The following is a 14,804-nucleotide window of genomic DNA, read 5'->3' as shown; positions in this document are numbered from 1 at the left end:
CGGCTGTCTCCGCGCCCGTCGGGATCTCCCGTGCCCGGAGACGGACCCGCTCCCTCCGTCCCGGCGGGCCGGGCGTGGCGTGTTTCGCCCTTCCCTGTTTCCCGTAGCCCTCCGGGTTTCCCGTAGCACTCCGGTTACCACCGCACTCCCGACAGACTAGGACTCGTCCAGGCCTTCCGCGTCCTCGCCCTCCTCTTCCAGCGCCTGCCGCACCACGCGCAGGGCCATTCCCTCCCCGTACCCCTTGCGGGCGAGCATGCCCGCAAGGCGGCGCAGCCGCTTGTCGCGGTCCAGGCCGCGAGTGGACCGCAGCTTGCGCGCGACCAGCTCACGGGCGGTCGTCTCCTCCTGATCGGAGTCGAGCTGCCCGACGGCCTCGTCGATCACTGCGGAGTCCACCCCCTTGGTGCGCAGCTCACGGACGAGAGCGCGGCGGGCCAGCCCTCGGCCGTGATGCCGGGACTCCACCCAGGCGTCCGCGAAAGCGGCGTCGTCGATCAGCCCGACGTCCTCGAAGCGCGACAGCACTTCTTCGGCCGCCTCATCCGGGATCTCCCGCTTGCGCAGGGCGTCCGCAAGCTGCTTTCTGGTGCGCGGGGTCCCGGTGAGCAACCGCAGACAGATGTTGCGCGCCTGCTCGACCGGGTCTCGCGGCTCCCCCTTCTCGGCCCTCGACGAGGAAGGGGAGCCGCTGCTCCTGGAGCGGGAGCGGCCACGACGACCCGCCCCCTCGCCGAGTCCGGCGCCCGAGCCGCCGTGACCGGGACCGGCCTCCGGCTCGTACGCACCCTCGGACCCGGCCGTGTGTCCGGCGGCGAATTCGGGACCGAAACGAGCGCCTTGATCGTCGGCGCTGACCGGCCACTCCGTACGACGCGTCACGGTCTAGCTCTTGGCCGCCGCGGCCTTGGCCGGCTTGCTCTTGCCGGCCGGAGCGGGCACCGACTTCGCGCTGTCGGCCGGAGCCGTGGCGCCGCCCGCCGCGTCCGCACCGGGCTCGGCGGCATCGGCATCCGGCCTGACTCCGACGCCCAGCTTCTCAAGGATCTTCTTCTCGATCTCATTGGCGAGATCGGGGTTGTCCTTGAGGAAGTTGCGGGCGTTCTCCTTGCCCTGGCCGAGCTGGTCGCCCTCGTACGTGTACCAGGCGCCCGCCTTGCGGACGAAGCCGTGCTCCACGCCCATGTCGATCAGACCGCCCTCGCGGCTGATGCCCTGGCCGTAGAGGATGTCGAACTCGGCCTGCTTGAAGGGCGGCGCGACCTTGTTCTTCACGACCTTGACGCGGGTGCGGTTTCCGACGGCGTCGGTGCCGTCCTTCAGCGTCTCGATCCGGCGGATGTCGAGGCGCACCGAGGCGTAGAACTTGAGCGCCCGGCCACCGGTCGTGGTCTCCGGCGAGCCGAACATCACACCGATCTTCTCGCGGAGCTGGTTGATGAAGATCGCGGTGGTCTTGGACTGGTTGAGCGCGCTGGTGATCTTGCGGAGCGCCTGGCTCATCAGGCGGGCCTGCAGACCCACGTGCGAGTCACCCATCTCGCCCTCGATCTCCGCGCGCGGCACGAGCGCCGCGACGGAGTCGATGACGATCAGGTCGAGGGCGCCGGAGCGGACCAGCATGTCCACGATTTCGAGCGCCTGCTCACCGTTGTCCGGCTGGGACAGGATGAGGCTGTCGATGTCGACGCCGAGCTTCTTCGCGTACTCGGGATCGAGGGCGTGCTCCGCGTCGATGAAGGCCACCGAGCCGCCGAGCTTCTGCGCGTTCGCCACGGCGTGCAGCGTCAGCGTCGTCTTACCGGAGGACTCCGGTCCGTAGACCTCCACCACACGGCCGCGCGGCAGACCGCCGACGCCGAGGGCCACGTCGAGGGCAGTCGACCCGGTGGGGATCACCTCAATGGGCTCGTTCGGCCGCTCACCGAGGCGCATCACCGCGCCTTTGCCGAATTGCCGTTCAATCTGTGCGAGTGCGGCGTCCAACGCCTTCTCGCGGTCGGTTCCTGCCATGGGTTCCACCCGATTTGCTTGAGTCGATCGCTTCACGTCAAAGACGCTAACCCCTGCCACTGACAATGGGCCTCGACGTCCTCCCGGCCTGTGGACAACTCCACGGTCGGGCCCGGGAAAACCCGGCCAGATTCCCATCAGAATGGATGTTCGATTTTGCTGTCAAGCGCACCGCACCGGGCCGGTCAGCCATGAAGGATTCCGAATCAGCAGACCCCTGAGAGGGGCCAGGGCCGTCCGCAGATCCAGGGCCGGCCGGCGTGACGGGCCGTCCCCGAAGCGGCCCCACCCGTGAGCCGGTCAGACGCGTTCCGGATTCTCCGGCTCCGGAGTGCCCTGTCCGCCGCGGGTCTCACTGCTCTCGGCGCTCCGCCAGGACCGGCGCAGCCGAGTGAGCGCCGACTCACCACGCTGCTGGTGGCGACCGTGCACCCGCGGGTCGTCCGTCACGTCGTACCGCTTCACGTAGGCGCCGAGGAACGCCTGGAGCGTGGCAACGGCCGGGATCGCGATCAGCGCACCCACGGCGCCCATCAAAGCCGTACCCGCGATGACCGATCCGAAGGCGACCGCCGGATGGATGTCGACGGTCTTGGCGGTGAGCTTGGGCTGCAGCGCATAGTTCTCGAACTGCTGGTAGACCACGACGAAGCCGAGCACCCACAGCGCGTACCAGGGGTCTACGGTGAACGCGATCAGCATCGGCAGGGCGCCCGCCAGATACGTACCGATCGTGGGAATGAACTGGGAGACCAAGCCGACCCAGATGGCGAGCGCGGGCGCGTACGGCACGCCGAGGATCACCAGCAGGACGTAGTGCGCGATGCCGGAGATGAGTGCCATCAGGGTGCGCGAGTAGAGGTAGCCACCGGTCTTGTCGACCGCGATCTCCCAGGCCCGCAGCACCTCGGCCTGCCTGGCGGGCGGCAGTACGGAGCACAGGGCCCGCCGCAGCCGGGGGCCGTCGGCGGCGAAGTAGAACGAGAACAGCGAGATCGTCAGAAGACGGAACAGCCCGCCGAGCACAGTGGTGGAGATGTCGAGCACTCCGGTCGCACTGTTCTGGACGTACTTCTGCAGCCAGTCGGAGTGCAGCACACTGTCCTGGACCTCGAGCCGGGAGAGTTCGGTGTGGAAGCTCTGGTTGACCCAGTTGATCACCGAGTCCAGATACTTCGGGAACCCCTCGACCATGTCGACGATCTGGCCCGCGAGCATCGAGCCGAGCAGCACGACGAAACCGGCTGCGGCTATCAGCACCACGAGGAAGACCAGGAAGGTGGCGAGGCCGCGGCGCATGCCCCGCGCCGACATCCGGCTCACCGCGGGCTCGATGGCAAGCGCCATGAAGAACGCGATCAGCACATTGATCAGCAGCCCGATGAGCTGGTCGAAGGCCCAGCTGCCGAGCCTGAAACAGGCATAGAGAGCCAGCGCGAGCACCATCGCGCGCGGCAGCCACGCCGGCATGCGGGCAGGCCCGGTGCCGGCGGGCGCGGCCGGGGTGGGCTGGGTGAGAGGCGTCTGGGTCTGGGCTGTCTCGTCTGTCGGTGACACCGCTCCAGTCTCGCCTACGGCTGTGCCAAGCAGCCGCCCGCCCCGGACAACAGCCCAGGTCCGGCCGCTGACGAGCCGGGGTCAGCGCTTGTCTGCGGGGATGTCGACTGCCGTGCAGACTGCTCGCCAGACGTCCTTGGCGTCCCAGCCGGTGGCCAGCGCCTGGTGCACCGTCTGCCCGCCGAGCTCGGCCATCACATGATCGCGCGCAAAGGAATCGGCGTACCCCGCGCCGAAGTGGTCCGCCATCCGTTCCCAGAAAATCGTCAACCGCATGACCTCAGTATCCCGCTCCTGAGAGTGCAGCCGGGCCGCTATGTCCTGCCGAGAGCGCTCGCCGCCCTACGGTCGGTCCATGGCTGGAACTGGAGCAAGTCCCCTCAACCGTGCCGAGCAGTTCATCTGGCTCACGGCCCGTGTCCTGGAACAGCGGCGGTTCGCGCATCACTTCCTGAAAGGAAGTGCGGACGCCGTGGAGACCGCACTCGCCGCCTATCTGAACGAGGACGGCGGATACGGGCACGCTCTAGAACCCGATCTGCGTGGCCCCGTCAGTCAGCCACTGCACACCGCTCACGCTCTCAATGTCCTCGACTCCATCGGCCGCTGCGGCGGGCCGCGGGTGGAGCGGATCTGTCGCTTCCTGACCGAGGTGTCCACGAAGGAGGGGGCGCTGCCCGCTCTCCTGCCGTCACAGCGCGGTTATCCGGCCGCACCGTTCATCCCGGTCGTCGACGACCCGCCTGCGGAGCTGTTGGCCACCGGACCCGTCGTCGGGCTCCTGCACCGCAACGCAGTGTGGCATGCCTGGCTGTTCCGGGCGACCGACTTCTGCTGGGCGGCGGTCGACGCCCTGGACCGGTCGCACCCGTACGAGATCGAGGCGGCGCTCGCCTTCCTGGACGGCGCCCCCGACCGGGCCCGTGCGGAGGCGGCGGCCGACCGGCTCGGGCGGCTGGTGCGGGAGCAGCGGCTCGCCGTACTCGATCCGGAGCGGCGCGCGGAGTACCCGGTGGCTGCCGGATACGCACCGGGCGAGCAGCATTTCCCGTACGACTACGCCCGCACACCCGATTCGCTCGCCCGCAGCTGGTTCACCGACGAGGAGCTGGCCCGCTCGCTCGACCATCTCGCGGCCGAGCAACAGGCGGACGGCGGTTGGCCGGTGAACTGGCGGCAGTGGGCGCCGGGGACGGCTCTGGAAGGGCGGCCCATCGTGACGCTCAAGGCGCTCCTGACACTGCGGGCCCATGGACGCGGCCTGGACTGAGAACGTGTGCCCTCTCAGACGGCCGTCGCCCGGATCGCACCGTTTTCGCGTGGGTAAGGGGCTCGGCCCTCATAGGACCGAGCCCCTTACCCACGTGCGTCAGACGTGCCTCAGATGTGCTTCAGCGGTGTCTAACCGAGGGCGCGTACCCCTGCTGTGACGACCACGGCGGCCCCTACGACCACGAGGAAGGGCGCGCGCAGGACCAGTGCGAGCGCCGCCGCTGCCAGCCCCGCGCCCCTGGCGTCCAGCGTCAGGTGCTGCCCGTCGCCGAACGTCTGCTGGGCGGTGAGAGCGGCCAGCAGCGCCACGGGCAGGAGCGCCGCGAGACGCTGCGCGAGCGGGCGTTCCAGCACACCGGCCGGCACCAGCAGGCCGAGCAGTTTGGCGAGGTAACAGCCGATGGCGGTCAGCCCGATAGCGATCCAGATGTTCATCGGTTCTCCTCCGTCGCGGCCGGGCACCGGCTCGTTCCCGTCCCGGCCCCGCCCTGGCTCGTTTCCGTACCGGTACCGCCTTGGCCCGTTCCCGTCGTGGACTCGCCCCGGCCCGTTCCCGCGAGGTCTGCGTCCCGGTGCGTTCCCTTCCGGCGTCCGCTCAGAAACAGAACAGCGGGGGCAGCGAGCGCGGACAGCAGGACGGGGACGCCGGCGGGCAGTACGGGCAGCAGTCCGAGCGCGAGCAGCACCGCGACTCCGGCGGTGATGCGCTCCGTGGTGCTCTTCAGCATCGGCGCGAGCAGGGCGAGGAAGACCGCGGGCGACGCCGCGTCCAGTCCCCAGGCATCGGTGTCGCCGAGCGCCTCGGCGCCGAGGGCCCCCAGCAGCGTGGTCAGATTCCACAGCACGTAGAGGGTGATCCCGGTGACCGCGAAACCGATCCGCGCGGCCCGCCGGGTGGGCTGCGGCAGCGTCACAGCGGTGGTCTCGTCGATGACCCACTGGGCGGCGAACGGACGGAGCGCGCGCGGAAGCGCGAGGAGCTGTGAGAGCCGCAGGCCGTAGAACGAGTTGCGTACGCCGAGGAAGAAGGCCCCGGCAGCCGCGGTGTACGGATTGCCGCCCGCGGCGAGAGCGCCCACGAGGGCGAACTGCGAGGCTCCGGTGAAGACGGCGAGGCTGAGCACGCACGTCTGCAACAGGCTCAGTCCGGAGCCGGCCGAGGTCACGCCGAAGGCGAAGCCGGAGAGCCCGACGGCTATACCGACACCGAGCGCGTCGCGCACGACGGCCGCGTCCGACTTCGCCGCGGCCTCGTCCGATGTCGCCCCGGCAGCCTCCGACATTGTCTCTGCCGCTTCCTGCCGCAGTGCGGGAACGGTCGCGCCGCCGTGGGGTGCGCCGGCCGCTTCGCCGGCGCCCTCTGGGAGTGTTGTCTGTTCTGCCACGACCGGAACGCTACGTGGGCAGATCCCGACCGGTCTTGTACGTTCTTGCACGCTCGCGCCGGTACGCGCCCGGCGGCACCCCCACGATCCGGGTGAAGTGGCGATTGAGATGCGGCTGATCGGTGAAGCCGACCTCGGCGGCCGCCTCCGCAGGCGCCGTCCCCGCGTCGAGCATCCGGCGCGCGGCCCGCACCCGGGCATCGGTGAGCCAGGCGTGCGGCGGCATTCCGTACTCCTTCTTGAAGGCCCTCAGCAGCGCGAACGGGCTGGTGCCGAGTTCCGCGGCCAACGCGTCCAGCGTGGGCGGCCGCGCCAGCCGGCCCTCCAGTACCGCGCGGGCCCGCGCCGCGTCCCGTGCACCCGCCGAGCGGGGCTCGCGGAGGGCCGGCACACTGCCGTGCCGGCTGAGCAGCCGCCCGACCATGACCCGCAGCACGGTGTCGGCGGCGAGTGCGTTGCCCTCCTCGGCGGCCCGGTGGACCTCGCCGATCAGCCGGGCCGCGTACGGGTCCACGACACTGGTCTCGGTGAAGGCGACCGTGCCACGCAGACTCGTCGTATCCGCCGCGATGTCGTTGATCACCCGCGCGGACGGGTACAGCGTGGCGTACACCCAGCCCTCGGGAACCCCCGCGCGGGCGGTGTGCGGCACCTCCGGATTGATCATGACGACGTCGCCGGGGCCCGCGTGGACGGTGCCTCCCGGCAGCCCGACGTCCTCCACCCCGCGGGTGATGGTGCCGAAGACATAGCCCTCGTGGCTGTGGCGCGGAAAGGTGTGGCGCACGTACCGGGCACGCAGCAGATCGAGGTCGGGCAGCTCGGCGTACTGCCAGTGCCTCGCCCACTCCCCCGATCCCGACTGCGGTATGGCCACCATGGGGCAAATTCTCGCAGCTCCGGAACGTGGTCGCCGATGGTCGTCACGGCCGTTGTCAGTGGCGGGGTGCACGATGGGGGACATGGCCGGCACTGCGCTCGACTCGTTCTCCCCTGCGACCCGCAGCTGGTTCGCGGGCGCCTTCAGCGCGCCCACGGCCGCGCAGGAAGGCGCCTGGCGCGCCATCGGCGAGGGTTCGGACGTGCTGGTCGTCGCGCCGACCGGCTCCGGCAAGACCCTGGCCGCGTTCCTCGCCGCGCTGGACGGGCTGGCGTCCGTCCCGCCACCCGCCGAGGCGAAGAAGCGCTGCCGTGTGCTCTACGTCTCTCCCCTCAAGGCCCTCGCGGTCGACGTCGAGCGCAACCTCCGCTCACCACTGACCGGCATCCGCCAGGAGTCGGTGCGTCTGGGATTGCCCGAGCCCGAGGTCCGGGTGGGAATCCGCTCCGGCGACACCCCGCCCGCCGAGCGCCGCTCGATGGCGACCCGGCCACCGGACATCCTGATCACCACGCCCGAATCACTGTTCCTGATGCTGACCTCATCGGCCAGGGATGCGCTGTCCGGCATCGAGACGGTGATTCTCGACGAAGTGCATGCCGTGGCGGGTACGAAGCGGGGCGCCCACCTCGCCGTATCGCTGGAGCGTCTCGACGAACTGCTGCCCCGGCCCGCACGACGGATCGGCCTGTCGGCGACGGTCCGGCCGGTCGACGAGGTGGCGCGCTTCCTCTCGCCGCAGCGGAAGGTGGAGATCGTCCAGCCGCCGTCCACCAAGCAGTTCGACCTGTCGGTGGTCGTGCCGGTCGAGGATCTGGGCGAGCTCGGCGGCTCCCCCGCCACCGACCCCGACCAGGCTGGCCAGGCGGACAAGCCGTCGATCTGGCCCCATGTCGAGGAACGCATCGTCGATCTCATCCAGGAACATCGCTCCACCATCGTCTTCGCGAACTCCCGCCGCCTCGCGGAGCGGCTGTGCAACCGGCTCAACGAGATCGCGTACGAGCGGGCCACCGGCACCGTGCTCGACGAGCACACCTCCGACCCGTCGTTGCCGGAGGCACACTCCCCGGCCGAGGTCATGGCCCAGTCGGGCGCGGCGAAGGGCGCCCCCGCGCTGCTCGCCCGCGCCCACCACGGTTCGGTCTCCAAGGAGCAGCGCGCCCAGGTCGAGGAGGATCTCAAGGCGGGGCGACTTCCTGCCGTGGTCGCCACCTCCAGTCTGGAGCTGGGCATCGACATGGGGGCGGTCGACCTGGTGGTCCAGGTCGAGTCGCCGCCGTCGGTCGCCTCCGGACTGCAACGGGTCGGCCGGGCCGGGCACCAGGTCGGTGCGGTCTCCACCGGAGTGGTGTTTCCGAAGTACCGGGGCGATCTGGTGCAGGCGGCCGTGGTCACCGAGCGGATGCGCGAGGGCTCCATCGAGGCGCTCCGGATCCCGTCCAACCCTCTCGATGTGCTGGCCCAGCAGCTCGTCGCCATGGTCGCCCTGGACAGTTGGCAGGTGGACGATCTGCTGGCCGTGACCCGCCGCGCGGCCCCCTTCGCCTCCCTGCCCGAATCGGCGTTCACCGCCGTGCTGGACACGCTCGCCGGCCGCTATCCGTCCGACGCGTTCGCCGAGCTGCGCCCGCGTGTGGTCTGGGACCGCGTGGCCGGTACGGTCACGGGCCGCCCGGGCGCCCAGCGGCTCGCCGTCACCTCCGGGGGCACCATCCCCGACCGTGGGCTCTTCGGAGTCTTCCTCGCCGGCGCCGACCCCAAGAAGGGCGGCGGCCGGGTCGGTGAGCTGGACGAGGAGATGGTGTACGAGTCCCGGGTCGGTGACGTCTTCACGCTGGGCACCACGTCCTGGCGGATCGAGGACATCACCCGCGATCGTGTCCTGGTGTCGCCCGCGCCCGGGGTTCCCGGCCGGCTGCCGTTCTGGAAGGGCGACCAACTGGGCCGCCCACTGGAGCTGGGGCGTGCGCTGGGTGCGTTCCTCCGCGAGATCGGCGGGTTGTCACCAAAGGACGCGCGACAGCGTCTGCTCGCCGCGGGGCTCGACGCCTGGGCCGCCGACAACACCCTGTCGTACATCGACGAACAGCGCCGCGCCTGCGGTCACGTGCCGGACGACCGGACCATCCTCGTCGAACGTTTCCGTGACGAGCTGGGTGACTGGCGCGTCGTCGTCCACTCCCCGTTCGGCGCGCAGGTGCACGCCCCGTGGGCTCTGGCGCTGAACGCCCGCCTCGCCGAGCGGTACGGCATGGACGCCCAGGTGATGCATGCGGACGACGGCATAGTGCTGCGGCTGCCCGACGCCGATCTGATGGGCCTGGACCTCCTGGACTTCGATCCGGCGCAGGACCCCGCCCAGGATCCGACACCGCTGCCGGGCCCCTCGTACGACAGCGAGCAACCACCCGTCGGCGCCGCGGATGTGACGTTCGACCAGGGCGAGATCGGTCAGATCGTCACCGACCAGGTGGGCGGTTCGGCCCTGTTCGCGTCCCGGTTCCGCGAGTGCGCGGCGCGCGCACTGCTGCTGCCCCGGCGCAGCCCCGGAAAACGCACCCCCCTCTGGCAGCAACGCCAGCGCGCCGCGCAACTGCTTCAGGTCGCCTCCGAGTTCGGCTCGTTCCCGATCGTCCTGGAAGCGGTCCGCGAGTGCCTCCAGGACGTCTTCGACGTCCCCGGGCTGACGGAACTCATGGGCGACCTCGAAGCACGCCGCGTCCGGCTGGTCGAGGTGACCACACCGGAACCCTCGCCCTTCGCCCGCTCCCTCCTGTTCGGCTATGTCGCACAGTTCCTGTACGAGGGCGACTCGCCCCTCGCCGAGCGGCGGGCCGCCGCCCTCTCCCTCGACTCCCACCTGCTGGCCGAGCTCCTCGGCCAGGCAGAACTGCGCGAGTTGCTCGACGCCGACGTCCTGACCGAGCTGGAACAGGAACTCCAGTGGCTGACCGAGGACCGCCGGATCAAGGACGTCGAAGGGGTCGCGGACCTTCTCCGGGTTCTCGGACCGCTCACCGACCGGGAGTTGGCCGCGCGCGGAGCCCGGCCACCATGGGCTCCGGAGCTCTCCGCCGCCCGTCGGGCCATCCGGGTCCGGATCGGCGGAGCGGACCACTGGGCCGCGATCGAGGACGCGGGAAGGCTGCGCGACGCGCTGGGCACCGCCCTCCCGGTCGGCGTCCCCGAGGCGTTCACCGAACCGGTGAACGACCCCCTCGGCGACCTCCTCGCGCGATACGCCCGTACGCGCGGCCCGTTCACCTCCACCGAGGCGGCCGGCCGATTCGGCCTGGGCACCGCGGTCACGGACGGCGCACTGCAACGGCTCGCCGCGACCGGCCGGCTCGTCCAGGGCGAGTTCCACCCCGCCGGCATCGGCCAGGAGTGGTGCGACGCCACCGTGCTGCGCCGACTGCGCCGCCGTTCCCTCGCCGCGCTCCGCCATGAGCTGGAGCCGGTTCCGCCCGCCGCCCTCGCCGGTTTCCTTCCCCAATGGCAGCACATGGGCAACAACAGCCTGCGCGGAATCGACGGACTGGCCCGCGCCATCGAACAGTTGCAGGGTGCGCCCGTGCCGGCGTCGGCCCTGGAGAAACTGATCCTGCCCGGCCGGGTCACGGGCTACACCCCCGCATTGCTGGACGAGCTGACGACCACCGGCGAGGTCGTCTGGGCCGGCGCGGGTGCCCTGCCCGGCAAGGACGGCTGGCTGTCCCTCTACCTCGCCGACAGCGCGCCCCTGCTCCTCCCGCCCCCGCACCCGCTCGAACTCAGCGCGTTGCACGAATCCGTCCTGACAGCCCTGAGCGGAGGGTACGGACTGTTCTTCCGGCAGATCGCCGACCAGGTCCGCGCCACCACCCACCCCGACTGCACCGATCCGCACCTGGCCGATGCCGTCTGGGACCTGGCCTGGGCCGGCCGGCTCACCAATGACACGCTCGCCCCGCTGCGTTCGCTCCTCGGATCCGGGCGTACGGCGGGGTCGACCGCGCACCGGGCCAAGCGGAGCATTCCGCGCGGGCGTTACGGCTCGCTCACCGCCGCCGTCCGGCCCGCGTCCCGCACCGGCCCGCCCACCGTCTCGGGCCGCTGGTCCCTGCTGCCCGCCACCGAACCCGACCCCACGCACCGTGCGCACGCCCTGGCGCGCACGCTCCTCGACCGCCACGGGGTGGTGACCCGCGGCGCGGTCCAGGCCGAGGGCGTCGCGGGCGGCTTCTCCGCCACATACCGCGTCCTCTCCGCCTTCGAGGACAACGGCCAGGCCCGGCGCGGCTATGTCGTCGAGGGCCTGGGAGCGGCCCAGTTCGCGATGGACGGCGCAGTCGACCGGCTGCGTGCCACGTCCACCGCCCGCGACCGTACGGAACCGGGCGCCGCACCCCATGCCCTGGTCCTCGCGGCTGCGGACCCGGCCAATGCCTATGGCGCGGCGCTCCCCTGGCCCGAGCCGCCGGACGGCGCCGGGCACAAGCCCGGCCGCAAGGCGGGCGCCCTGGTGGTGCTGGTCGACGGCGAACTGGCGATGTACATGGAGCGCGGCGGCAAGACGCTGCTGTCCTGGCCCACCGACCCGGAAGACCCGGCACTCCTCGCGGCAGCCGGGGCCCTGGCGACAGCCGCCCGCGCGGGAGCACTCGGTACGGTCACGGTGGAGCGCACCAACGGCGCCTCGTCCCTGACCTCCCCGCTCGGCCGCACGCTGGAAGCGGCCGGCTTCCTGGCCACCCCGAGGGGACTCCGCCTACGCGCCTGAACCACCAGCGCGCCCTGCCCCCGTACACCACACCGAACGCTCGCACCACGCCGTACCACCCACGCTCCCCACCCGACCCCGCATCATGGAGGCATGCCCGAAGGAGACACCGTCCTGCAGACCGCCAATCGGCTGCACTGCGCACTCGCCGGCCGGGTCCTCACCCGCTCCGACCTGCGCGTCCCCCGGTTCGCCACCGCGGACCTCACCGGCCGGGCGGTTCTGGACGTCATCTCGCGCGGCAAGCACCTCCTGACCCGTATCGAGGGAGGTCTGACTCTCCACAGCCACCTGCAGATGGACGGCGCCTGGCGCGTGTACGCCCCGGGGGAGCCCTGGCGCGGCGGCCCCACACACCAGATCCGCGCCGTCCTCGCCAACGCGGAGCACACGGCCGTCGGCTACCGGCTCCCGGTCCTCGAACTCCTCCGCACCCGGGACGAGGAGCAGGCGGTCGGCCATCTCGGCCCCGATCTGCTGGGCCCCGACTGGAACGCCGACACCGCTCTGCACAATCTGCTCAACGACCCCGCCCGCCCCCTCGGCGAAGCCCTCCTGGACCAGCGCAATCTGGCCGGAATCGGCAACATCTACAAGGCCGAGCTCTGCTTCCTCGCCCGCGCCACCCCCTGGCTCCCCGTCGGCGACCTGGCCTCCCCCTCCGCCGCGCGCCTCGTCGCCACGGCCAAGCAGCTCCTCGAAGCCAACCGCGACCGCCCGATACGCACGACCACCGGCGCCGCGCCCCGCAGGTACGGTCCGAGCGAACGGCTCTGGGTCTATGGCAGGACCAATCGCCCCTGCCTGCGCTGCGGCACACCCATCCGCGCAGCGGACCAGGACGCCCGCCCGGCCTACTGGTGTCCGCGCTGCCAATCGGGCCCCACACACTAGTTGACTGGTCGTCAGATTCGGTCGTACCGTCCGGTCATGTCCCTCACCGCGTACGACCTCACGGGCCGCTCCGCGTTCATCACCGGCGCCGCGGGCGGCATCGGCCGCGCGAGCGCCGTCCTGCTCGCGGCTGCGGGCGCGACCGTTCACTGCGCGGACCGCGACGAGAAGGGCCTGCTGGAGACCGGAGACCTGATCGCCGAAGCGGGTGGAACGTCCCACGTCCACACCCTCGATGTCACCGACCGCGATCAGGTCAGGGCCGCAGTGGCCGCCGCGGGCGACCTCGACATCCTGGCCGCCGTCGCCGGAATCATGCATACGAGCAGCGTCCTCGAGACCACGGACGACGATCTCGATCGCGTGCTCTCCGTCAATTTCAAGGGCGTTCTGTACGCCTGTCAGGAAGTGGTCCGCACCATGCTCGCGCGCGGCGCACCAGGGTCACTGATCACCATGGCCTCGGGAGCGGTCGACGCCGCGAGCCCGGGGCTGCTCTGCTACAGCACGGCCAAAGCGGCGGTCGTCCAGCTGACGAAGACCCTCGCGGCCGAGTTGGGACCTCATTCCATCCGCGTCAACACCATCGCCCCGGGCTGGATCCGTACGCCCATGACCGCTCGCCACGAAGCGGACCGGCAACACCGGGCAGAGGCCACGATGGCGCGGATGTCCCCGCTCGGCCGGGTCGGCGAGCCCGAGGACGTCGCCCACACCGTGCTCCATCTCGCTTCCGACGCCTCGGCCTTCATGACCGGCCAGATCCTCCGCCCGAACGGCGGCGTAGCCATGCCCTGGTAGTACGCCGAACCCGGCCCACGTACGGCATCAGGACAGCGGACCACCTGCTCAAGCACGGCATCCCAAGAGCGAACCACCGCCCCAGCCGCCGCATCCCGGCCCTGGACCACCAGTACGCACACCGCAACCCCGGACCGGACCACCGCAACGCCGTAGCGGACCACCGTCCCACACCCGCATCCCCATCCGCCCCGCTCGCCCCCCTCGGCCCAGCGGTCGCGGCGACATGCACGGGCAGGAGACTCAGCCCCCATCCGCCCGCCGCCACCGCGCCCTCGACAAGCCCCGCGTGGGCCGGTTCCAGCACCAGCCGCAGCACGGCCCACCACCACACTCCGCCGAGAACAAGCGCCGGCACCCATCGCCGTATCATGGCTGCCTCCTCCGGCCGAACCTAGTCCGGCGTGCTCGCCCGGCGGGAGGGCGCACCGGTGCACCACCAGCGCGCAATGCGCAGCCGCAGACCGTTGTGCGCTCTCCACCCGGCAGGTCCGGGCTTGCTCCGTATCACGGCTCCACCTGAGCCGAGGCACTCAGGCACCCGGTACAGGCCGGTGCGGCCCGCATCAGGCCGCTTCGAGACACTTCAGGTGAGTCACGGCCGACTGTTGTCGGACCACCTCGGACCGTGCGAAGCCACCTCGGAACCGTTTCGGTCCGCCCATGGTCCTCCTGATCCAGGCCTCTTATTCGCAGTCTCGCCCAGACACCCCCGGGCCGCATCCAGAACGGACCGCCCCCCTCCAGAGCGCGCCCCAGGGCACGCAAAAGCCCCAGCCACCCGCCGAGGGGCTGACCGGGGCTTCCGCCTCACACCGGACCACGAGGGTCAGGCGGCGACCACATCCACCGCTTCCGCGGGCGCCTTGATGGTCACCCGTCCCGTCGGCACACCTGCCACCGACGTCACGGAGACGGAATTGAGCATGGGGCGTACCGGCACTGGCACCGGATCGCTGGCTGCTGCCGACTCGGCCAGTTCGGCCAGCGACAGCTCATCGCTCACTTCACGCATGAGCTCGGACATCCGTACGTCAAGCGCGTCGCAAATAGCGGAGAGCAGTTCGGAGGATGCCTCCTTCTGCCCCCGCTCCACCTCGGAGAGATAGCCGAGCGAGACTCGGGCGGACGAGGAGACTTCGCGCAGAGTACGGCCTTGGCGCTGGCGCTGCCGACGCAGCACGTCACCAAGCAGGCGACGGAGCAGAATCATCGGTGGCTCCCTCCTCGGACCGCG

Annotated in this window: 12 protein-coding genes; 4 read left to right on the top strand and 8 right to left on the bottom strand. The window is 71.0% G+C overall.

Features of this window, described 5'->3' with window-relative positions:
* Window positions 1–156 precede the first annotated feature (156 nt).
* The 4 genes from recX to ACZ7L9_RS23380 all read right to left on the bottom strand — a co-directional run bounded on the left by recX (window position 157) and on the right by ACZ7L9_RS23380 (window position 3,846).
* On the bottom strand, window positions 157–882 hold the full coding sequence (gene recX / locus ACZ7L9_RS23395) for a recombination regulator RecX (protein ID WP_471417728.1): 726 nt from the start codon (window positions 880–882) through the stop codon (window positions 157–159).
* Window positions 883–885: 3 nt separating this feature from the next.
* Entirely contained in the window at window positions 886–2,013 is a 1,128-nt protein-coding gene (gene recA, locus ACZ7L9_RS23390) for a recombinase RecA (protein WP_471417725.1), read from the bottom strand.
* Between the two features lie 300 nt (window positions 2,014–2,313).
* Window positions 2,314–3,483 (bottom strand): AI-2E family transporter, encoded by a 1,170-nt coding sequence (locus ACZ7L9_RS23385; RefSeq protein WP_471417997.1) that lies wholly within the window; start codon window positions 3,481–3,483, stop codon window positions 2,314–2,316.
* A gap of 168 nt (window positions 3,484–3,651) precedes the next feature.
* The gene (locus tag ACZ7L9_RS23380; RefSeq protein ID WP_266749082.1) at window positions 3,652–3,846 is read right to left on the bottom strand and encodes a DUF3046 domain-containing protein; all 195 of its coding nucleotides are present in this window, start codon (window positions 3,844–3,846) and stop codon (window positions 3,652–3,654) included.
* Window positions 3,847–3,925: 79 nt separating this feature from the next.
* Between ACZ7L9_RS23380 and ACZ7L9_RS23375 the strand changes: the two genes are divergently transcribed.
* The gene (locus ACZ7L9_RS23375; RefSeq protein ID WP_471417723.1) at window positions 3,926–4,840 is read left to right on the top strand and encodes a hypothetical protein; all 915 of its coding nucleotides are present in this window, start codon (window positions 3,926–3,928) and stop codon (window positions 4,838–4,840) included.
* Between the two features lie 131 nt (window positions 4,841–4,971).
* Here ACZ7L9_RS23375 and ACZ7L9_RS23370 read toward each other — a convergent pair whose 3' ends face one another.
* The 3 genes from ACZ7L9_RS23370 to ACZ7L9_RS23360 form a co-directional block, all read right to left on the bottom strand.
* On the bottom strand, window positions 4,972–5,277 hold the full coding sequence (locus ACZ7L9_RS23370; RefSeq protein WP_471417721.1) for an AzlD domain-containing protein: 306 nt from the start codon (window positions 5,275–5,277) through the stop codon (window positions 4,972–4,974).
* Window positions 5,274–6,125 carry an AzlC family ABC transporter permease gene (locus tag ACZ7L9_RS23365; RefSeq protein ID WP_471417995.1) on the bottom strand — a complete coding sequence of 284 codons (852 nt, stop codon included), beginning with the start codon at window positions 6,123–6,125 and terminating at the stop codon, window positions 5,274–5,276. The genes ACZ7L9_RS23370 and ACZ7L9_RS23365 overlap by 4 nt, the downstream gene beginning before the upstream one ends.
* Before the next feature lie 112 nt (window positions 6,126–6,237).
* Window positions 6,238–7,107: an AraC family transcriptional regulator gene (locus ACZ7L9_RS23360; RefSeq protein ID WP_471417719.1), complete on the bottom strand. Its 870-nt coding sequence runs from the start codon at window positions 7,105–7,107 to the stop codon at window positions 6,238–6,240.
* An 82-nt stretch (window positions 7,108–7,189) separates the two neighbouring features.
* Here ACZ7L9_RS23360 and ACZ7L9_RS23355 point away from each other — a divergent pair, with 82 nt between their 5' ends.
* From ACZ7L9_RS23355 to ACZ7L9_RS23345, 3 genes are all read left to right on the top strand, one after another.
* Entirely contained in the window at window positions 7,190–11,872 is a 4,683-nt protein-coding gene (locus tag ACZ7L9_RS23355) for an Lhr family helicase (protein ID WP_471417716.1), read from the top strand.
* A gap of 93 nt (window positions 11,873–11,965) precedes the next feature.
* Window positions 11,966–12,766: a DNA-formamidopyrimidine glycosylase family protein gene (locus tag ACZ7L9_RS23350; RefSeq protein ID WP_471417714.1), complete on the top strand. Its 801-nt coding sequence runs from the start codon at window positions 11,966–11,968 to the stop codon at window positions 12,764–12,766.
* A 36-nt stretch (window positions 12,767–12,802) separates the two neighbouring features.
* Window positions 12,803–13,567 (top strand): SDR family NAD(P)-dependent oxidoreductase, encoded by a 765-nt coding sequence (locus ACZ7L9_RS23345; RefSeq protein ID WP_471417712.1) that lies wholly within the window; start codon window positions 12,803–12,805, stop codon window positions 13,565–13,567.
* Between the two features lie 829 nt (window positions 13,568–14,396).
* On the opposite strand, the gene ACZ7L9_RS23340 is transcribed toward ACZ7L9_RS23345, so the two are convergent.
* Window positions 14,397–14,780, bottom strand: a complete 384-nt coding sequence (locus ACZ7L9_RS23340; RefSeq protein ID WP_018105285.1) for a helix-turn-helix domain-containing protein — start codon at window positions 14,778–14,780, stop codon at window positions 14,397–14,399.
* Between the last annotated feature and the right edge of the window lie 24 nt (window positions 14,781–14,804).

The organism is Streptomyces sp. NPDC111516 (assembly GCF_055635345.1).
The sequence above is the reverse complement of the archived record's forward strand: the minus strand, read 5'-3'. Positions and strand labels throughout refer to the sequence as shown.